The organism is Actinomycetota bacterium (genome assembly GCA_014360645.1).
GTDB lineage: Bacteria > Actinomycetota > Geothermincolia > Geothermincolales > RBG-13-55-18 > Solincola_B.
Genome location: JACIXD010000011.1, coordinates 76,975 through 97,327 on the forward strand (window position 1 = coordinate 76,975; position 20,353 = coordinate 97,327).

Annotated in this window: 17 protein-coding genes; 5 read left to right on the top strand and 12 right to left on the bottom strand. The window is 66.1% G+C overall.

Going from position 1 to position 20,353, the window contains the following annotated elements; genetic code table 11:
* Positions 1-7: 7 nt before the first annotated feature.
* The 8 genes from H5T74_10705 to H5T74_10740 all read right to left on the bottom strand — a co-directional run bounded on the left by H5T74_10705 (position 8) and on the right by H5T74_10740 (position 10,044).
* Positions 8-940, bottom strand: coding sequence for an SDR family oxidoreductase (locus H5T74_10705; protein MBC7230844.1), 933 nt, complete (start codon positions 938-940; stop codon positions 8-10).
* A gap of 269 nt (positions 941-1,209) precedes the next feature.
* Complete coding sequence (locus H5T74_10710) at positions 1,210-2,346, bottom strand: saccharopine dehydrogenase NADP-binding domain-containing protein (protein ID MBC7230845.1); 1,137 nt, start codon at positions 2,344-2,346, stop codon at positions 1,210-1,212.
* A gap of 235 nt (positions 2,347-2,581) precedes the next feature.
* Positions 2,582-3,679 carry a type IV pilus twitching motility protein PilT gene (locus H5T74_10715; GenBank protein ID MBC7230846.1) on the bottom strand — a complete coding sequence of 366 codons (1,098 nt, stop codon included), beginning with the start codon at positions 3,677-3,679 and terminating at the stop codon, positions 2,582-2,584.
* A 137-nt stretch (positions 3,680-3,816) separates the two neighbouring features.
* Positions 3,817-4,869: a histone deacetylase gene (locus H5T74_10720; GenBank protein MBC7230847.1), complete on the bottom strand. Its 1,053-nt coding sequence runs from the start codon at positions 4,867-4,869 to the stop codon at positions 3,817-3,819.
* Between the two features lie 80 nt (positions 4,870-4,949).
* Positions 4,950-5,984, bottom strand: coding sequence for a C40 family peptidase (locus tag H5T74_10725; protein ID MBC7230848.1), 1,035 nt, complete (start codon positions 5,982-5,984; stop codon positions 4,950-4,952).
* 381 nt (positions 5,985-6,365) lie between these two features.
* Positions 6,366-7,586, bottom strand: a complete 1,221-nt coding sequence (locus H5T74_10730) for a CoA transferase (protein MBC7230849.1) — start codon at positions 7,584-7,586, stop codon at positions 6,366-6,368.
* Between the two features lie 353 nt (positions 7,587-7,939).
* On the bottom strand, positions 7,940-9,691 hold the full coding sequence (locus H5T74_10735) for a SpoIIE family protein phosphatase (GenBank protein MBC7230850.1): 1,752 nt from the start codon (positions 9,689-9,691) through the stop codon (positions 7,940-7,942).
* An 8-nt stretch (positions 9,692-9,699) separates the two neighbouring features.
* Positions 9,700-10,044: an STAS domain-containing protein gene (locus tag H5T74_10740; protein MBC7230851.1), complete on the bottom strand. Its 345-nt coding sequence runs from the start codon at positions 10,042-10,044 to the stop codon at positions 9,700-9,702.
* Between the two features lie 221 nt (positions 10,045-10,265).
* Between H5T74_10740 and H5T74_10745 the strand changes: the two genes are divergently transcribed.
* From H5T74_10745 to H5T74_10755, 3 genes are all read left to right on the top strand, one after another.
* The gene (locus tag H5T74_10745) at positions 10,266-12,272 is read left to right on the top strand and encodes a magnesium chelatase subunit D family protein (protein ID MBC7230852.1); all 2,007 of its coding nucleotides are present in this window, start codon (positions 10,266-10,268) and stop codon (positions 12,270-12,272) included.
* A gap of 265 nt (positions 12,273-12,537) precedes the next feature.
* The gene (locus H5T74_10750) at positions 12,538-14,406 is read left to right on the top strand and encodes a GAF domain-containing protein (GenBank protein MBC7230853.1); all 1,869 of its coding nucleotides are present in this window, start codon (positions 12,538-12,540) and stop codon (positions 14,404-14,406) included.
* The gene (locus tag H5T74_10755) at positions 14,390-14,776 is read left to right on the top strand and encodes a response regulator (protein ID MBC7230854.1); all 387 of its coding nucleotides are present in this window, start codon (positions 14,390-14,392) and stop codon (positions 14,774-14,776) included. The genes H5T74_10750 and H5T74_10755 overlap by 17 nt, the downstream gene beginning before the upstream one ends.
* A gap of 33 nt (positions 14,777-14,809) precedes the next feature.
* Here the strand turns inward: H5T74_10755 and H5T74_10760 are convergent, their stop codons facing one another.
* Complete coding sequence (locus tag H5T74_10760) at positions 14,810-15,607, bottom strand: histidinol-phosphatase HisJ family protein (protein MBC7230855.1); 798 nt, start codon at positions 15,605-15,607, stop codon at positions 14,810-14,812.
* A 176-nt stretch (positions 15,608-15,783) separates the two neighbouring features.
* Between H5T74_10760 and H5T74_10765 the strand changes: the two genes are divergently transcribed.
* Positions 15,784-15,939 (top strand): hypothetical protein, encoded by a 156-nt coding sequence (locus H5T74_10765; protein ID MBC7230856.1) that lies wholly within the window; start codon positions 15,784-15,786, stop codon positions 15,937-15,939.
* Between the two features lie 383 nt (positions 15,940-16,322).
* On the opposite strand, the gene H5T74_10770 is transcribed toward H5T74_10765, so the two are convergent.
* The 3 genes from H5T74_10770 to H5T74_10780 form a co-directional block, all read right to left on the bottom strand.
* On the bottom strand, positions 16,323-17,264 hold the full coding sequence (locus H5T74_10770; GenBank protein MBC7230857.1) for a PH domain-containing protein: 942 nt from the start codon (positions 17,262-17,264) through the stop codon (positions 16,323-16,325).
* Positions 17,265-17,318: 54 nt separating this feature from the next.
* Positions 17,319-18,218: a sugar kinase gene (locus H5T74_10775; GenBank protein MBC7230858.1), complete on the bottom strand. Its 900-nt coding sequence runs from the start codon at positions 18,216-18,218 to the stop codon at positions 17,319-17,321.
* A gap of 84 nt (positions 18,219-18,302) precedes the next feature.
* Positions 18,303-19,436: a flippase-like domain-containing protein gene (locus H5T74_10780; protein MBC7230859.1), complete on the bottom strand. Its 1,134-nt coding sequence runs from the start codon at positions 19,434-19,436 to the stop codon at positions 18,303-18,305.
* Between the two features lie 630 nt (positions 19,437-20,066).
* Between H5T74_10780 and H5T74_10785 the strand changes: the two genes are divergently transcribed.
* The gene (locus tag H5T74_10785) at positions 20,067-20,327 is read left to right on the top strand and encodes an FmdB family transcriptional regulator (GenBank protein ID MBC7230860.1); all 261 of its coding nucleotides are present in this window, start codon (positions 20,067-20,069) and stop codon (positions 20,325-20,327) included.
* Positions 20,328-20,353: the final 26 nt, after the last annotated feature.

Below are 20,353 nucleotides of genomic sequence, written 5' to 3' on the forward strand. Positions count from 1 at the left end.
GGCCCCCTCAGGCGGGATGCTCCCTGAACCACTCCACCACCCTGCGCAGGCCCTCCTCCAGGGACACCCGCGGCTCCCAGCCCAGGATCTCGCGTGCCCTGTCGAGCCGCGGCCTGCGCCTCTGGGGGTCGTCCTCGGGGAGGGGATTGAAGGTGATCTCCGAGGAGGAGCCGGTGAGTCGTCTTACGCGTTCCGCCAACTCGAGGATGGTCATCTCTCTGTCGTTGCCCAGGTTGATCACCTCTCCCACCGCGGCGTCGGTGAAGAGGGCCCGGAGTATGCCCTCGACCAGGTCGTCAACATAGCAGAAGCTGCGCGTCTGGGTCCCGTCGCCGTACACGGTGAGGGGCTCTCCGGCCACCGCCTGGAGGATGAAGTTGGGGACCACCCTGCCGTCCTCCCGTCGCATGCGCGGCCCGAAGGTGTTGAAGATGCGGAGGATCACCGTCTCCAGGCCGTACAGCCTGCGGTAGGTGGCGGTGATGGCCTCGGCGAAGCGCTTGGACTCGTCGTAGCACGCGCGCGGTCCCACCGGGTTCACGTTGCCCAGGTATTCCTCGCCCTGCGGCGTCTCCAGGGGGTCTCCGTAGACCTCGGAGGTGGAGGCGAGGAGGAAGCGCGCGCCGTTCTTGCGCGCCAGCTCCAAGGCCTGATAGGTGCCGAGGGAGTTCACCAGCATGGTCTCCACCGAGAGGCGCCCGTAATCCACCGGGCTCGCCGGGCTGGCGAGGTGCGCCACGCGCTCAACGGCGAGGTTGATGGGGGAGGTGGCATCGGCGAGGATAAAGCGGAAACGCGGGTGTCCCTGCAGGGTTTCAAGGTTGCGCGGGTCACCCGTGCTCAGGTTGTCCAGGCACATCACCTCGTGCCCCTCATCCACCAGCCGCTCGCAGAGATGGGACCCTATGAAGCCCGCGCCTCCCGTCACCAGTATCCTCAAGACCCTTCGACCTCCTTCCCGCCTTCGCGTATGACCGGTTGAGAAAGCCGCGGCAGGAGCGCGGCACGGCCCGCAGGCGTACTCTCTCCTCTCCGTCTTTTCGTCTCCGAAGTCCCGCTCCTGAACCCCCGGACCGTGTCCCTCGGGTCACGGCCATGCCCCGGCAGGCGCATCCGCCTTACCCCGCATCCCCCACCGGCATCGTACGCCGGTCCGTGCGCCGGCATATTACCTGTTTCTTCCATAGCATCCATCTTTCTCGGGTTCCTTCAGGCCGAGAGGGGGGCGATGGTCCCCTTTTCCCGGCCTCCTCCACCCGCTTCTCCCAGGAGGATGCGCACTCCCCCCGCCGCCAGACGGGAGAAAAACGCGGGGTGGTCCAGCGCCTGCTCGGGGAAGAGCGTGCCCGCCCAGTCCGGGCCCGCGATCCACTCCTCGAGGGCGGCGGCCGCCATGGCGGCGGTGAGGCCGTAATAGTCCCCCGCCACCGCCAGCACCCTGGTCCGGGGCGCCCCCTCGGACATCCCCTCCGCCCTGGCGATAACCGCGGACAGGGGCCCGCCCCTGCGCCGCCCGGCGAGGGCCGAGGCCGCGTTGCGGAGGATCTCCCGCTTCAGCCACGCCTCTTCCGCTCCGTCGCACAGCCAGGCCAGGGCATGCATGAAGAGGTCCGTGCCCGCCTCTCCGAACCCGGCCCGGAAATCGACCTCCCTGACGCCGGGAAGGGCCGCGGGCAGCGAAAAGGGTTCGGGGTGCGCGAGGTGGGAGACCTGCCGCCATCCCAGGGGAGGAGGGAAATGCTCCGCCCTGGGCCATCCCCCGCAGCGCTCCCCGCTACCACGCCCCGCCCTCCACACAGGAGCCTTTCCCCCGCACGCGTGCAGGAGATGCGCCATGGTGGCGGCGCCGAGGTCGGGTGAGAGCAGCAGGCACCAGGCGATGGACACGGCACGGACCTCATCCATGAAGGCCGCCGCGCGGCATGCGAGCAGGTTCGATATCCCCGGCGTCAATCCCGCCCCGCACAGTATCCTCACGCCCTTCTTCCCGGCCTCCGGGCCGAGCCGCCGCAGCGCGAGCGTCGCCTCCGGCTCGTCGCACAGGGTGATATAGTCGCGCCCCGCCATGAGCGCGGTCCTGGCTATGCGCTCTTCGTGGAGATGGGAGGGGCCGGTACAGCCCATGACCACGTCTGCCTCGCGGACCCTCTCCATCAGGCAATCCTCGTCCCCTACATCCAGGAAGCGTGGGCTGGAGGGAGATCCGGAGAGGTCGGAGGCCACCCTGCAGAGCGCCTCCGCGTCCCGGTCCGCGAGATAGAGGCGCGACACTCCGCGCAGCCTCGCTACGCGCGCGGCGACCTCGCGCCCCGCCCTGCCCGCCGCCCCCAGGATGAGGACCTTCATCCCGTCCCCCGGAAAAGGTCCTCGGGTCCGGCGGGCCGCCAGGATAGACCGCGGGCGGGATCTCCCGCACGTGCGGCAGCCCCCACCTCCCTCATGGCCAGGTAGAAGGCCAGGAGAGCTAGGGCGGCTAGGGCGGCCGCCGCGGCCAGGCGCAATCGCGACAGAGACATGCCCCGATTATATATCACGCCTTATGCGTCCCGGGCGGGAGCGCGTCCGGTTTCCCTGCGGCGGCTCACCGCGAGAGCAGGTCTTCCTCGACCTCCAGGCCGAGCTGCTTCACCGCCAGGCTGAAGTCGTGGGGGCTGGTGGACGCCGATACCGCCACCTTGTACTCGACGAGCCCGTACCGGTAGAGGTCCACCAGCGACTGGTCGAAGGTCTGCATGCCGTAGAACTCACCCTCGGCGATGATCTCGCGCATCACCGTGGTGGGTTCCTCGTTGATGAGCGCCTCCGCCATGCGGCCCGTCATCACCAGCACCTCCACGGCCGGAACCCTTCCGCTGTGGTCCTTGAGGGGCAGGAGGCGCTGGGAGACGACCCCTCTGAGCACGCTGGCGAGGGTGAGCCTGATCTGCTTCTGCTGCTGGGGCGGGAAGAAGTCGATGATGCGGTTGACGGTCTCGGTGGTGTCGATGGTGTGGAAGGTGGAGAGCACCAGATGGCCGGTCATGGCCACGCTCATGGCCGCCGTCACCGTCTCCGGGTCCCTCATCTCCCCGATGAGGATGACGTCGGGGTCCTGGCGGGTGATGTACTTCAGGGCATCGGCGTAGCTCTCGGTATCGGTGCCGATCTCCCTTTGGTGGATGATGCTCTTCTTGTCCACGTGCAGGACCTCGATGGGGTCCTCGATGGTGATGATGTTCACCTGGTCGTTGGTGTTGATGTAATCGATTATCGCCGCCAAGGTGGTGGTCTTGCCCGCTCCCGCCGGTCCCGTGACCAGGATCAGGCCGCGCCGCTCCATGGCCAGGCGCCGCAGCACCGGCGGCAGGCCGAGCTCCTCGAAGGAGGGCACGGAGGTGGTGAGCACCCTGCGGATGGCGATGCCCACCGTTCCCCTCTGCTTGAAGATGTTGGCGCGGAACCTGCCCAGGCCGGCGATGCTGTAAGCGAAATCGACCTCGTTGCGCTCCGCGAACTTCTTGGCCTGCTTCTCGTTCATGAGGGCGTAGGCCGCCTCCACGGTGTCGGTGGGGGAAAGGCGCGGGAAGTCCGGTTTCACCAGGCGCCCGTCGATGCGGAAATACGGCGGCCCTCCGGCCTTGATGTGCAGGTCGGAAGCCTGCTTCTCGACCATGTATTGTAGAAGACTCTGGATGTCCATCCTTCCCCCTAACGCCGGGCCGTCAAGCGTCGTCCTTCAGGATAAATATAACACAGAGCGGGGAAGGGGATGCCTCCATCGCGCCTCTCCCCCGGGACCGGCGGCCGGGCGGTAAAGCGGTCGGGCCCGCCGCCCCTTCACAGCTTCCAGAAGGGGGAGAGCTCCCGGCGCGTGGCCTCTATGACCTCCATGCCCCTGGTGGAGGGCTCGGGAAGGGTCCTGCCCCCGAGGTCCTCCTCCACCCTGATATCCTCTCCCGCCATCACCGCTATGGTGTCGGCGATGGAGACCGCTATCCCGTCCAGGTTGTATCCCCCCTCCAGGGCCGCGAGCATCCTGCCCCCGCAGTGCCTCTCGGCCAGGTCCTTGAGGCGCCCGGTCATCTCGGCGTAGGAGCTGCCGCGCAGGAGCATGGAGCAAAGGAGGTCGCTGAAGTGCCCGTCATACCCGGCGGAGACGAGCACCAGCTCCGGCCGGAACTGCTCGGCGATAGGGAGTATCACCCGGTCGAAGGCCGCGAGATAGACCTCCTCCCCGCTGCGCGCCGGGAGGGGGAAATTGACGGTATATCCCTTGCCCTTGCCCGCCCCCGTCTCCCCCGACGAGCCGCTCCCAGGGTAATGGGGATACTGGTGCAGGGAGACATAGAGGACCTGGTCGTCCTGGTAGAAGATGTCCTGGATGCCGTTGCCGTGATGGGCGTCCCAGTCCAGGATGAACACGCGCGAGACGCCGAGCCTCTGCAGGGCGAACCTCGCCGCCACCGCGTTGTTGTTGAAGAGACAGAAGCCCATGGCGCGCCCCGCCGTGGCGTGGTGGCCGGGGGGGCGCACGAGGCAGAAGGCGTTGGCGATCTCCCCCGAGAAGATCCTCTCCAGGCCGTCCAGCAGGGCTCCGGCGGAGCGCAGCGCCGCCGCGTAGGAGCGCGGGCTCACGTGGGTATCCGCGTCCAGCCATCCACCTCCCGACTCCGCCGTCTTCCTCACCATCTCGATGTAGCCCACGGGATGGACGAGGTTTATCTCCTCCACCGTGGCGTCGCGGGGAGACAGCATGCGCACCCTGTCCGCGAGACCGCTCTCGCGCAGCATGTCCATGGCGGCCTCGAGGCGCTCCGCGCGCTCGGGATGGCCGAAGCCCGTGTCGTGCTCGAGGTAGATGGGATCGTAGAAGACGGCGGTGGAACCCATTGCTCAAACCCCCTGGAAAGATCCGCGCCGGACGGGCCTACGGCGCCATCCGCGAGGCGCCGCGCGCTTCCGGCAACAGCCTAGATTATCCGTACCGCGCCGCAGAAATCGCTGCGCCTGCCCAGGTCCGCTATGCGTACCACGTCCCCGGTACGGGGGGCGTGGATGTACTGGCCGTTCCCGATATACATGCCCACGTGCCCGTAGCCGTGGAAGAACACCAGGTCGCCGGGCTGGAGGTCGGAATAGGAGACCGGGACACCGCACCGCGCCTGCATATACGAGCTGTGGGGCAGGCTGATGCCCACTTGGGCGTAGCAGTACATCACCAGCCCGGAGCAGTCGAACACATCGGGACCCGATCCCGCGTACCGGTAGGGCTTTCCCAGCTGCTGGTAGGCTACCTGCACCACCCGCGGAGCATAGGGAGGAGGGGGCGGTGGAGGGGGGATGGGTCGGGAGACCGTCTGGCGGGGTGTGCTGACCGCGGCGCGGTTGGCCTCCTCCTGGGCGATGAGCCGGTTTACCTCCGCCTCCACCCCGGACATCAGCTCTCTCCTGCGCTGCAGCTCGGATTCGATCCTGCTCTTCTGCGCCTGCAGCTGCGCCACCGCCGCGTCCAGCTCCGCCCGCTGCGCCTCCAGCTCGGCGCGCGCCGCCTCCACCTGCCCGCGGGCGCTGAGCACGGAGGCGATGATCTCCACGTCCCCTCCGCCGATGCGCCGCGCGCGGTCGAGGTTGGTGTAGAGGTCGTCCATCGTCCTGCACTCGGTGATCACCTCGAGGATGTCGGCATTCCCCGATTTATAGATCTCGCGCATGCGCTGGCCGAGGATGTCCTTGCGGTTCTCGAGCTCGGCGGTGAGGGCGGCTATCTCCCTCTCCTTCTGGGCGATCCTTGCCTGCGTCTGCCCCACACGCAGGTTTGTGAGGTTATACTGCTCGGTGACCGACTCGAGCTGGGCATCGATGCTCTGCACCTCGTTCTTGATCCGCTCCAGCTCGCTCTTCTTGTCCTGTACCGGATCGGCGGTGGATGCCCCTCCGCCCACCGCCAGCAGCATCGCCGCCGCCAGCAGGAGGCTGAGCATTATCGCCGTCGCCTGCCTGCGCATCGCGCTCCTCCCGTTCTCTACCGCCCGCCGCGGAGCGGCGAGGGGCTTTTTCCTCCTCGCACGGGGATGCTCTCTCATCCCCTAAAGGATAATTCAGGGTAAATGATAGCATACCCTCCCTCACCGGCCCAAAAGGCACGGGCTCCCGGAGAGGCCGGAAGCGCGTATGACGCAGGCCGTACGGGCCGGTCAGGGCCCGAACGCATGCCTCCCGCGAGGCGGATGCCTCGAGCGGGCCGGCCTTGAGCGGTCCTTCCGCGAAGCCCGCAAAGCCCTCCCTTCGGGCGGCCGCGACGGGGGCTGAGACTGGGGCGCTCCATATGCGCCGGGGCCCGCCGCAGCGGGCCCCTTGACCGCCTTACGTCTCCAGGAAGACTCCCGTCAGCCCACGGTGGAGGCGACCTGTCCCATGGCGCCGGAGAGCCTGATCTCCTCCGCTTCCTCCTCGCTCTTTCCGAGCACTTCCCTCAACAGCCAGTCGTTGTGCTCGCCCAGGGCAGGCGCGTGGGGGTACGACTTGACCGGGTGGTTGCGGGTCTTGATGGGGATGGGATAGATCTTCAACTTCTCCATCTGACCCGTCTCGGGGCTCAGCTGCTCCAGCTCCACGATCATGCCCCGGGCCGCGGTATGGGGATGTGAGATGGCCTCGGAAACCTCCTTGGCGGGCGCCACCGGGGTGCCGTGGGACTGCAGGATCTCCACCACCTCATCGCGGGTGTGTTGCGTAGTCCACGACTCGATGATGCGCTTCAGCTCCTCGTGGTTTGCCAGGCGTGCCAGGGGATTGTTGAACCTCTCGTCCTCCGCCAGCTCCGGCCTTCCCATGGCCCTGCAGAGGGCCCCGAAGGTGCTCTCGTTGGCCGCGCAGATGACCACGTCCTTGTCCCTGGTGGCGAAGGAGTCGAAGGGCGCGAGGTGCGGATAGCGGTTGCCGGTGCGCACGGTGTCCTTGCCCAGGATGGAATATTCCAGGAACTTAGCCTCCAGGAAGGTGAGGAGGGTATCGTACATGGCCAGGTCTATGTACTCTCCCATGCCCGTCTTCTCCCTCGCGTACAGGGAGCCGAGGATGGCGATGGTGCCGGCCATGGCGGTGCCGATATCGCCCACCAGGACCCCAACCCGCGTGGGGTGCTCCTCGCCGGTGGTGGCCATGATCCCCGTCATGGCCTGGATGATGCCGTCGTAGGCGGGATAGTGGGCAAGCGGCCCCGTCTGCCCGTATCCCGACATCTCGCACATCACCAGGCGCGGGTTGATCTTCGAGAGCACGTCGTAGCCCACGCCCATCCTGTCCATGGTGCCCCCGGAGAAGTTGGAGACCAAGACGTCCGATACCGCGACCAGCTCCTTGAACAGCTCCAGGCCCCGCGGGTTCTTGAGGTCCATGGTCACGCTCTTCTTGCCGTGGTTCATCTGCACGAAGGTGCCGGAGATGCCCTTGAAATATGGCGGATAGAGCCGGGCCATATCTCCCAGACCGGGCCTTTCCAGGTGAATGACCTCCGCCCCCATCTCGCAAAGATAGAAGCCGCAGAAGGGACCGGCCACGGTGGTGGTGAAGTCGATCACTCTGATTCCGTCCAGCATTCCCTGCATCGATGGTACCTCCCGTGATCTCCCAACCCCTCCCGTGCCTATGATATTGTTTTCCGACTTTATGTCAATATTGATACGCCTTGGCCCGCAGCCATGGATGACCTAGGGCATATGTGTCTTGAGTAAAAGGTTTTCGGCACGGATAGCCGCTGCGGTATATCGACATCCCGTCAGGTCAAAGCATGGCGGGGCCTGCGGCAAGCCGCGACGGCCGGGACAGCGGCACGGGCTTTCCTCCGGAAAGGACGACCGGGGAACCCGCCTTTCCGTATCCGTCGGAGCACCGATGCCGTTCGGGTGCCGCCAGGCGGCGGAGTGGGACGGGGAAGGTAGGGGGCCGGGCTTCGGCTGCCTCACCGGGCGGTGAAGACCAGCGTGGCCTCGTTGCCCTCGCGGTTGAAGCGCAGCTCGTCGGCGTAATGGCGCACGATGAGCAGGCCGCGGCCGCGCTCCGAGAGCAGGTCTTCCTTCTCCGCCGCCGCCTGCAGTCGGCGCTGGAAGTCGAACCCCTCTCCCTCGTCGCGCACGCGGATGGTGGCGCGCCGCGGCTCCGCCTTCACGGTGATATAGACCTTCTTCGAGACATCGCAGCGGTTGCCATGCTCCATGGCGTTGTGCAGCAGCTCCTCCAGGCAGAGGCGGAGGGTGACGGGGTCCTTCAGGCCCTCGAATCCCTGCAGGGTCTCCAGGACGCTGTTGATCACGTAGCGTATCTGGCGCACGTCCGTGCTCACGGTCATGGTGAGGTCGTAGAGGTCCTCCAGCTCCATGACCATCACCGCGATGTCGTCGGGCTGGGAGGCGTCGCCGGTGAAGAGCATGATCTCGTCGGCCAAAGTATCCAGAAAGCCCTCTATGTCCTCGCCGGTGTGGGCCTCCACCAGCTCCACCAGGCGCTTCTTTCCCAGCACCTCGCCCCTGGAGTTGAGGGCCCCGGTGAGGCCGTCGGTGTAGAGGAGGACGCGGTCGCCCTTCTCCAGCTTCACCCTCTTCTCCTGGTACTCGCCGTCGGCCATGAGCCCCACGGGGAACCCCTCTCCCTCGAGGTACTCCATCCCCCTCCCCCCCGCTCGCAGGAGCAGGGGCGGCTCATGTCCGGCCCGGCAGTAGGTGAGGGTGCCGTCGGTGTTGTCGTAGAAGGCATAGAAGAGGGTGGCGAAACCGTACTGCGATTCGTTGAAGAAGCGGCGGAAGGCCGCGTTGGCCTCGTCGAGGATGGCGCGCGGCGAGGCCTGCCTGCGCCCGATCTCGTAGAGGGTGGTGGTGAGCACGGACATGATCAGGGCCGCGGGCATGCCCTTGTTGGCGACGTCCCCGATCATGAGCCCGAACTTCTGGGGGCAGAACTCCGTGCGCAGGTTCTGACACCGTTCCTGTACCTCGCTGGAGCAATAGAAACAGAACCGGGAATCGCGGTCCAGGGGGATGACGCTGTAGAAGTCGCCGCCCACGGCCGAGGCGGGCATGAGTCTGGATACCATGCGTACGGATGCGCAAGGGACGTGGGTGGAGAGGATGGAGCGCTGGATGCGGCTGGCCATGCGCAGCTCCCTGCCGATGCGTTCGTGGTCCCTGCGCAGCGCCTCGTAGAGGCGGGCGTTGTCGATGGCTACCGCCGCCATGTCCGCGAAGGAGGCGAGGTGCTCGAGGTCCCGGCGGTCGAAACGGCGTTGCCGTCCGGCGGTGGCCACGTTGAGCACGCCGATTATCCTTCCCTCCACCGTCAGAGGAACGGCGAGGGCGCTCTTGATGCTGGGGTCGGTGCCTCTGAACCGGCGGTCGGCGACCACGTCCTGCAGGACCAGAGGTTCTCCGTGTTCGGCGACCCATCCGGCTATGCCCTCCCCCACCCGCACCCTGAAGGAACGCGAGGAGTCCAGGCCCCGCGAGGCCCTCACCACCAGCTCCCCCTTTTCCTCGTCCACGAGCATGATGCTGCCGCGCTCGGCGCCCAGCAGCTCCATGGCCTGCTCCACCACGCGCTCCAGGCGGGTGGAGAGTTCCATGGAGGAGCTGATCAGCCTGCCGACGCGGTAAAACCCTCCGTCCGCATCCGGGAAAGCGATCCCGCCGCTCCCCTCCTTACCGGCGTTGTATTCCAACATCTGCCATATCACCTGAAGCTGCCCACGGCCTCCTCTTCGTTCTCGTACATCTCGATGATCTTGGTGAAGCGCACCACGTCCAGGAGCTCCCGGATGGGCTCCGCCGCCCTGAGTATCTTCAACGCCCCCTTGTTCTGGCTGCATCTCTTGTAGGCGTCGGCGATGATGCTCAGGCCGGCGGTGTTGATGTAGGAGAGCCCTTCGATGTCCAGGATGAGGTTGTAGCAGCCGTCCAGGAACACCTCCTCCAGTACCTCGCCGAACCGCTCCACCGTTTCGGAATCGATCACTCCCGAGACCCGCACCACCGCGATCTCTCCCAGATCGCCGGCCTTGGAAACCGCTATCTCCATAAGCACGCCTCCTCTCCGCTGCCTTACCGGGACGACAATGAAGATATCGGCATGTCACCCTTGCGGTTTGAATGGGGCCGCGACCCGCCCGGGCGGGGAAGGGCACCGGCCATCCCAACCCCGTCTCCCCGCCCCGCGAAAAAACCCCCTTCAACTATATATCGTGTTGATGTTAAAGAATTTTTACTATATATTGTACTAAACGGCGAGAGGAAGGTGAGATGAAACAGGGCTCCGTCCTTTATCCCTTTTCCGCCATCGTGGGGCAGGAGAAGATGAAACGCGCCCTGCTCATCAACGCCATAGAGCCCCGCGTCGGCGGCCTGCTGATAAAGGGGGAGCGGGGCACGGGCAAATCCACCGCCGCACGCGCCCTGGCGGAGCTCCTGCCCGATATCGAGGTGGTGGCCGACTGCCCCTTCTCCTGCGACCCCCACGACGAGGACGGGATGTGCTCGGAGTGTCAAGAGCGCTGGCGACGGGGCGAACCCCTGGCGGTGGCCACCCGGCCCACGCGCTTCGTCACCCTCCCCCTCAACGCCAGCGAGGACCGCGTGGTGGGCACCCTGGACCTGGAGCGCGCCGTGCGCGAAGGGGTGAAGGATTTCGAGCCCGGCGTGCTGGCGGATGCCAACCGCTCCATCCTCTACGTGGACGAGGTGAACCTCCTGGACGACCACATCGTGGACGTGCTGCTGGACGCCGCGGCCATGGGGGTGAACGTCGTGGAACGGGAAGGGGTGTCCTTCTCGCACCCCTCGCGATTCATCATCATCGGGACCATGAACCCCGAGGAAGGAGAACTGCGTCCGCAGCTCGAGGACCGTTTCGGGCTGTGCGTGGAGGTGAGCGGAGAGAGCGACCCGCGGGACCGCGTCGAGGTCATGCGGCGGCGGCGGCTCTTCCTGGAAGACCCCCGCCTCCTGCGCGCCGCCTTCCAGGCTGACCAGGAGGAGCTGCGCCGCCGCGTGGCCGGGGCCCGCGAGACCCTGCGCCACGTGGAGATGCCGGAGGAGATGATGGAGCTGGTGGCGCGCATAGCGGTGGAGATGGGGGTCTGCGGTCACCGCGCCGACATCGCCATATGCCAGGCGGCGAGGGCCCTGGCGGCCCTGGAGGGATGCGTGGAGGTGGGTTCCGGCCACGTACGGGAGGCCGCGGAGATGGCGCTGCTGCACCGCCTGAGGAAGACTCCTTTCGACGAGGCCATCAAGGACATGGAGCGCTTGGACCGCATCATCGCGCGCAAGGGCAGGCCCGCGGCCCTCTCCCTGCAGGACAACCTCCCCTCCCCGACGGCGCCGGAGATCCCAGAGGGCACGAGGGGCGGGGACGGGGAGTGCGCGCCCCCGTCCGCCGGCGCGGATAGGTGCGCGGAAGCCTCTGTCGCCGCGGTGGAGGTGCCCGCCCTGCAGGGGATATCGGCCCGGGCCGCGCGTCCCGCGACCGGAAAGCGCTCAAGCGCGGTCACCGACTCCGGCAACGGAAGGCGCATCGGACACCGCATGCCCCGAGCGGACGAGGACGGGAGCGCCTCCGGCCTGGCCCTGGACGCCACCCTGCGGGCCGCGGCGGGAAGGTCGGCGGCCAACGAGCAGCCCTTCGCCGTGCGCCGCGAGGACTTCCGCTATGCGGTGAGGAAGCGCAAGGTCGGCAACCTGGTGCTCTTCGTGGTGGACGCCAGCGCCAGCATGGGCTGCAACGAGCGCATCGAGGCCACCAAAGAGGCGGTGAGCCTGATGCTCACCGACGCCTACCGCAACCGGGATCGCGTGGGGCTCATCTCCTTCCGGGACCAGGGAGCGCAGCTCGTGCTCAGTCCCACCTCCAGCGTGCAGCTCGCCAACCTGCGGGTGAGGGAGCTCGCCACCGGCGGCGCGACCCCCCTCAACCACGGCCTGGCCATGGCGCTGCAGGTGGCCAAAAGGGAGTCGAGGCGCGAGCCGGACATCATGCCCCTGCTGGTGTTCATCACCGACGGCCAGGGCAACGTGGGATACCTATCCGACAACCCGGTCCGTGAGAGCCTCGAGCTCGCCGCGAGGATCCGCGAGGAGGGCTTTCCGTGCGTGGTGTTCGACACCTCCGTCCTGCCCTCCCAGTCGCGTGACGGCAGACCCTTGATGTCTCACGCCCGCCGCATCGCCGAGGCCATGGGGGCCGAATATCACCGCCTCGCACACCCCCAACCCCGGGAGATGGTGGACCGCCTGAAGAGATTCCTCTGAACCCGCGCCCGTGCCGCGCCGCGGAGATCCGGCGCTCCTTCTGCCCGGAACGCTGTTCGCGGTCGGTGGCGTCCGCGTGCCCGGCCTGCGTATCGCGGCGGCAACTCCTCTGTGCCGCGCCGCGGAGATCCGGCGCTCCTTCTGCCCGGAACGCTGTTCGCGGTCGGTGGCGTCCGCGTGCCCGGCCTGCGTATCGCGGCGGCAACTCCTCTTTATATCCGCGATTTCCTGCCGATAAAGATGGAGTGAGGACCTGAGGAAGAGCATGGGAGTCGAGAAAGGGCAGATGAGCGGATCCGGGGCGAGTCCGGGACGAAAGCCGTCGGGTTATCTCCTGCCCGCCTTGGTGGCCATCAACGCCATCCTGGCGGGTGGGCTGGTGGCGGTCTGCTCCACCGCTTCCCCTCCCCTGCGTTACATAGCCGCGGGCGTGCTCTGCGCCTGCATCGTAGCCCTGTCCTCCTACCTGAGTTACGAGTGGCACCATTACCGCGAGCAGAACAAGGGATATATAGACGAGATCACCGACCTCAACCTGCGCTTCGGAATCCTGGCGGACGCGGTGAGCGCGGTCAGCTCCACCCTTGACCTGGAGGAGCTGGTCGCCAACATCCTGGGGGTCATGCTCACCCTCACCGGCTCCTCCATCGGGGTGGTACTGGTCCCCGACGAGAGCGGCGCTTACCTGCAGGTGCTCTCCCACCGCGGCTTCCAGGAAAAAGCGGTACGCGGCCTCAAGATACCGGTAGGTAAGGGAGCGGTTGGCAAGGCCTTCCAGGACGGGCAGACGCTCGTCCGCAAGAACCTGCCCGAGGACCCCAGAGCTTCCGATACCTACCTGGACGGACGCAGCCCCAGGTCCCAGATGATCATGCCCCTCAAGGCCAAGGGCCAGACGGTGGGCATCGCGGTCACCGCCTCCTGCGAGGAGCACGACTACACCCCGGACGAGGTGTCGCTGCTCTCCAGCCTCTGTCACGAGCTGGCGGTGGCCATGATCAACGTCGACCTCTACCAGCAGAGCCAGAAGACGCTGCAGTGGCTGAATGACACCCAGGAGTACACGGAGCATTTCATCCAGGAGATGCTGGCGGCGGTGGTGGTTGTCAACGACGACGGGGACGTCATCTATTTCAACCGCGAGGCGGCCGGCCTCCTGGGCGTCGAGCCCAAGGAGGTCATCGGCGTGAATTACACCGACTTCTCCGAGGCGCGGGAGAAGTTCAAGCCCCTCTCCTTCCTGCAGCCCATACTCCGCCTCTGCCTGGAGGAAGACCGCGTCTTCCGCCGCCACGAGCTGGCGATAGAGGGGCCGGGGGAGAGGAGGATGACCATAAGCTTCAACGCCTTTCCCCTGCACCGCGCCAGGGGAGAGCGCATGGGTGCGGCGGTGGTCTTCATGGACATCTCCTCCCTCAAGGAGATGGAGGCGCGCCTGCGCCAGCAGGACCACCTCTCCATCCTGGGACAGATGGCGGCCAAGATCGCCCACGAGGTGAAGAACCCGCTTTTCGCCATCATCGGGCTGGCCGAGGAGCTGGAGGAGGAGGAAGAGGACCCGGGACGCAGGCAGCTCCTCGCCACCATCAAGCGCGAGGCCACCCTTAGCAACCAGTGGATCTCGGGCATGCTCACCTTCAGCAGGTCCCCCTTCCCGGTGACGGAGGAGGCGGCGGTTTCCCTGCAGGCGGCCCTTCCCGAGCTCCTGGACGATTTCGCCCGCTCCCACCAGGGCGGGAACGTAAAGATCGTGAGGGATCTCGGAGAGGACCTGCCCCCCGTGATGCTCAGCCGCGACAACATGCGGCACATCATCTTCAATCTCCTGGAGAACGCCGTGCACGCCATGCCATCCGGAGGCATGATCACCGTGAGGGCCCACGACACCGGGAACGGCTTCCTGGAGATGCGCGTGGAGGACACCGGCTCGGGCATCGGCCCCGAGGTGCTGCCCTCCATCTTCGAGCCTTTCTTCACCACCAAGGAAGGAGGCACGGGGCTGGGCCTCTCCATCGTGCAGAAGATCCTCCTGGACATGGGGGGCGACATAGAAGTACGCTCTCAAGAGGGCATCGGCACGACATTCATCCTCAAGCTGCCGACCAGAGGAGTAAGCCGTGAACAAGTCTCCTGAAGCCAAGCTGCTCATAGTCGACGACAACGAGGGAGTGCGTCACCTGGTGGCGCGCTGGCTGGAACGCGCCGGTTTCGAGGTGCGGGAGGCGGGAGACGGGGAGGAAGCGGTGGAGATGATACGCCGGGATACTCCCGACATCGTCCTGGCCGATATCCGCATGCCCAAGCTGGACGGTATCGAGCTGGCCCGCATCGTGAAGTCCGAACACCCCGGGGTGAAGATCATCCTCATGACCGCCTATTCCTCCCCTCAGACCATCGCCCAGGCACGGCGGGAGGGAGTGGACGATTACCTGGAGAAGCCTTTCACCAAGGACCAGGTGGAGAGGATAGCCAGGGAGGCCCTGGCGGCCAGCCGGGAGGGTTAGGCCGGCCCATCCATCCCGCTCGGGCGCCGGCGCTCAAAAGGGCAGGGAGATGCTCCTCCGGGACTCGAACACCGTGACCTCCCGGTATCCCGCCCTTTCCAGCAGGCTCAACGCCTGGTCGAAGCGGTATCCCACCTCGCGGGGATGGTGGGCGTCGGAGCCCAGGGTAACCCTGATCTCCCGCTCCCGGCATAGGCGAAGGAAACCCTCCCCGGGATAGATCTCGCCCACCGGTTTGCGCAGCCCCGCCGTGTTCACCTCCAGCGCCACCCCCGCCGCCGCCACGCGGTCCAGGCACATCTCGTAGAGCCGGGTCACGTCCTCCCGGGGACGGAATCCGAACTTCTTGATGAGGTCGGGATGGGCTAGGAGGTCGAAGAGCCCGCTCTCCGCGGCCTCGCCCAGGAGCTCGAAATAGCGCTCCCAGAGTGCGTAGAGGTCGCGCCCCTCGTACCCCGAGATGTTGCGGGGGTCGTCGAAGCACCAGCCGTCGATGAAGTGCACCGCTCCCATGACATAATCGAAGGGGTATGTGGAGAGGTACCTCCCGACGCGGTCTGCGGTCTCGGGAAGATAGTCCACCTCTATCCCCAGCCTCACCTCCAGCTCCGGGAAGGCTTCCCGCAGCGCGAGCACCTCCCCCACGTACCCCGGCAGCTCCTCCAGGCCCATGGTCAGGGTGGCGTCCCTGGCGAGCAGGAGGGGAAAGTGGTCGGAAAAGCCTATGCCCGCGAGGCCCATCTCCCGCGCCGCGCCGGCGTAGTCCTCCAGCCGGCCCTCGGCATGGCCGCACCGGCTGGTGTGCAGGTGGCAATCCATGAGTTTAATCATCTTCCCATGGAGGATAGCAAATAACGGCCGCCGGAAGTAAGATATAGGGGCTGTCATGTGCGATATGCTGCGCGATGCGGATACGGACATACTTGAGCGGCCGACCCGTTGTCGGTTATAAATTAGGTGCTCGAAGCGGACCACTATAAGAGGATTCCAGGAAAGGAGGAAGGGCGATGGGTAAGGAGCGAAAGCTGAAGAAGGCCCAGAAGGCGTTGGACAAGGCCGAGAAGAGCAAGGCCAAGCTGGAGAAGAAGCTGGGCAAGCTCGAGAAGGCGGGGGCAAAGGCCCAGAAAAAGGTGGAAAAGCTCGAGAAGAAACTGGAAAAGTAAGGCGTCCGCCAGGACGCGGACTCCCCCGGCTCCCCATGCGGGCACGCCGAAAAGCCCGCGGGGAACCGGGGGATGACCGGAACTCTTCATGTTCTCCGAGGCGGCATCCGTCCCGGAGCCGGACAGGTGCTGCTCATCAAGCCTGTTTGTATTCGCTCATCCCGGCCGCCGGAGCCACGGCGTAGCGGTGGCGGTTTCGCGTGAGCCTGGATCTACGGACCAAAACCATCGACCGCGCCGTCCCTGGTGGGGGGCACATCCCTCGTCTCCTTCCCCCATCCGCTGGATCTACGGACCTAAAACATCGACCGCGCCGCAGACCTCAACCCCGGCCCGCCCTTTAAGCCGCTCGCGACGCCGCGGCCCGGGACAGGCATGGCCCTTCATTCCCGGTCCTCGCGCATGCGCTCCAGCAGCTCGCGCTTGGCCTCCTGGAACTCCTCCTCCGTCAACGCGCCGCTCTGTCGCAGCTCGTCCAGCTTCTTCAGGCCGTCCACCACCTCGAGCTCATCAGCTCCGCCTCGGTGGCGAGCACCCGGCTCCGCCTCGGACGCCGGAGGCTGCGCGGCCTGCATCGCCCCGCTGATCTGCCTGGCCATCTCCTCGCCGTACCTGCGCTCCTGCCGCTCTTCGAAAAGGCGCCTCTGCTCGAAGATGAGCTTTTTCACCCCCACGGGATCCGAGATGTTGGTGAAGGGCTGTTGGCCGAATTCTCCCGCCGACTCGATGACCAGGTCGCCGTAGTTGAACATGCGCTCCCACGCGTTCTGGCTGCCGCTCACGTCGTTGAGCTGGTCCAGGGGGATGGCCTTGGTCTTCTTGGTGAGGATGCCGGTCACCAGGATGATGCGGCGGTCGGTGAGGATGAAGTGGGAGAAAAACCAGGAGAGGACGGGGTAGATCAGCCAGCCCACGATGACCACTGCGAAGGAGACCCATACCACAATGGACCAGATGTCGGCGAAGCCCTTGCTATTACGGAACCACATCAACGCTCCCCAGCCCGCCGCGGCAAGCACGGCGGCGCTCGCGGGTAGGAAATAGCTCCTTTCCGTCAGTTTGCGCTGCTTGAAGGCCGGCCAGGCGCCGTAGAACAGCGCGACTGCGAGGGCGAACGCGCTCACCAACACGATGTAGCCCCAGTTGGTGGAGGGAGACGAGGGATCGGAGGGCCCGGGGCTGAACTTGGTGAGCAGGAGCACCAAGGCCGCCACCGCCCCTATGCCGATGAGGAAGTTCCTCCATATCTCCCAGAGGGAATGTCTCTTGTCGAAGATGACCGTCTCGTCTTGCTCGATGACCTTGTGGTGATATTGCGCCGCCATGATCCCCTCCTCCCCGTAGACCCGTCCGCTCCCCCCCAGACCCGCTCTCGCCCATCAGAAACAGGTGATGGCGGAGAAAGCCCGGTACCTCTCCTCTATCTCCTCCATACTCAAGGCGCCGAGGCGCCAGCAGGAGAAATCCTCCACCGCGAAGGACGCCACCACGCTGCCGTACACCACCGCCCGGCGTATCTCCTCCTCCCCGGGCGAGGCGAAACGCGAAAGCGAGCCGAGGAAGCCGCCCCCGAAGGAATCCCCCGCCCCCGTGGGGTCGAAGACCGTCTCCAGGGGATAGGCCGGCAGCGAGAAGAAGGTGTCCCCGGTGAGCATGATCACCCCGTGCTCCCCCTTCTTGATGATCACCCTCTCAGGACCCATGGCGAGGAGTCTCTTCCCCGCCGCGATGAGGTTGGGGTCCTGCGCCAACTGCCTCGCCTCGGCGTCGTTAAGCAGGAGGCAGTCCACGCGGGAGACCGTCTCCAGCAGGGACTCCCGCCTGTTCTCGATCCAGAAGTTCATGGTGTCGCAGACCACCAGGCGGGGCGAACGTACCTGTTCCAGCACCTTGAGCTGCAGGGCGGGGTCGATATTGGCGAGGAACACGTACTCGGAGTCCCGGTATTCCTCGGGTATCTCGGGGTCGAAATCCTCGAACACGTTGAGCTGGGTATCCAGGGTATGGGCCTCGTTGAGGTCGTAGGTATAATATCCGCTCCATCGAAAGGTCCTGCCGGGCACGGTGCGCAAACCCCGCGTGTCCACGCCGCGCGAGCGGAGGAAATCGACGTGCTCGGAGGGGAAATCCTCTCCCACCACCGCGACAAGGCGCACCGGGCTGAAAAAGGAGGCCGCCACGCTGAAGTAGGTGGCCGATCCACCCAGGATCTCCTCCACCTCCCCGAATGGGGTGCGTATGGAATCGAGCGCCACAGACCCTACCACGAGTATACTCATCTGTCACCTCCGTTTCGCCGCTATTCTAACACGGCTTCCCGCCGCTCGGCGCCGCCCTTGCCGACCTGGTTGTATGCAAGCTCCCTACGCGCCGGCCTCCCTCCTCTCCGGGTCGGATCTCTCCTCCCGGCGCCTGTGCAGCCGCAACACCGGGTAACATATGCCCCCCGCCAGGGTACACAACCAGAAGCTGAAGAAGCGGAAGCCGAGCACCGCCGTGGCCAGCACCTCCTTGGGGTAGCCGAAGGCGTAGAGGGTCGCCCCCAGGCTGACCTCGAAGACCCCCAGTCCTGCCGGGGTGAGGGGGAGGCTGCCCATGATGTCCGCGATGGTGTAGCAGATCAGAAGAATACCGGGGTTTATGGGATGCCCGATGGCCACGAACACCGTATACAGGCAGGCCATGTCGAAGAGCCAGAACCCCAGCCCCAGGGCTCCGGTGCGCAGGGCGTTGCGGCGGTGGGCGAAGATCTCCGTGAGGTAGGCGACGGTCTCGTCCACCTTTCTCTCCAGCCCGCTCACCTCCACCCCGCGCAGAAGCCGCAGGCGCTGCGCGGCGCGGAGAAGGATGCCCGCGAGTCGCTTGAGTGTCCGCGGGTTGCGCACCAGAAAGACGCAGGCGGCCATGAAGATGAGGGCGCCGCCGGCGATGGAGAGCGCGCTCACGTCATAGGCGAAGGGCAGCCGGCCGGTTAGCAGGGAGAGCAGGAGTCCCGCGGCCAGGAGCACTATGAGGGCGGCGGAGTAGATGATGTAGGCGGCCCCAAGGGCCTTTACCGTGAGCGCCCTCCCCACCCCTTCCCTCCTCAGTTCCCGGTAGTTCAGGTAAACGGTGCCGGCGTTGCCCCCCGGCACCACGTGTCCGAAGGCGTAGGCGCTCATGTAGATGAGGGAGACGCGCGGAAAGGAGAGCGTGCCGCCCCCTATACTGAGCACCTCGTGGTAAAGGCGGCACACGGAGAGCATGGAGAGGGTCTCCAGGGCTAGGGCCACCGGCACGAGGAGAAAATTGGCGTCCCGCACCACCGCCAGCATCTCCCGGTCGCCGATGAACTTCGGCACCAGGTAGTAGAGGCCCACTCCCAGCCAGAGCACCACGAGGACGTTCCCCGCCAGGCGCCATCCGCCCCGCGGGACATACGCCTCCCGCGACTCCGGGACCGCGTCGTCGCTCTCCGCGGCAAAAGCTCCGGAAACGTGGTCCGCACCCTCCCTCATCCTCAATCCTCCGGACAGTTCTCCCCATCAGCGGCCTTGCCCCGCCCCCGTGAAACGGCCTCGTCGGAGAGCTGGGGAACATCCATGGCTCGTCCTTCGCCGCCGTCTTCCCTCACCGGCCTTCCCCGCGCAGGGATCAACGGTGCCGATCCCCCTGCTGATCCTGTGCCCATCCCGCCTTTCCCGCCTGCGGGGAACGATCGTATCCCTCACGCACGTGAGGTCGAACCCCGGGACGGCCATACCCGCGCGGGGAAAGCCGGCATCCGACATTGCAGACCCAACACGCGGCGTCCTGCCTTCACGGCTCGCGGGGACAGCCGGTTCCGCGACGGCAGGAGTATCTGCCCGCTGGCGCATCCGGACGCCGGAAACACCAACTATCATAGCATCACCGGTGGCGAGGAATCCTTAAAGGGAGCTGTCCCGAAGCCATTCCGAGCGCCTCTGGAAGCCTGCTCCCGCCGGGCGACCCTCCGGGTGAGAGGGCCACAGGACATGGCCCCCGGCCTCGTGCCGGGCATGAGCGCCGTCAGGGCCGGCCTTTCTGCCCTGCATTATTATTGAAAAGGACTTGTCTAACATGTATATTTTGTAATGCCGAGAACAACGCTGTGAGAGGTGATGAAGATGCCCACATACGACTACAAGTGCGCCGAGTGCAGCGATGTCTTCGAGGTCGTCCACGCGGTGGACGATGAAGTGGAGAGCTGCCCCAAGTGCGGGGGCAGGGTACGCCGGGTGTTCCACCCCGTGGGGATAATCTTCAAGGGATCGGGCTTCTACAAGACGGACTCGCGCAAGGCCTCGGACAACGGGGGGGACAAGGCGGGTGAGGGGAGCGCCGCCAAAGAGCCGGAGAAATCCGCCGCCGGGGTTTCCGAGGACTGATCCCCAGGCCGCGGCGTCCGGTTCCC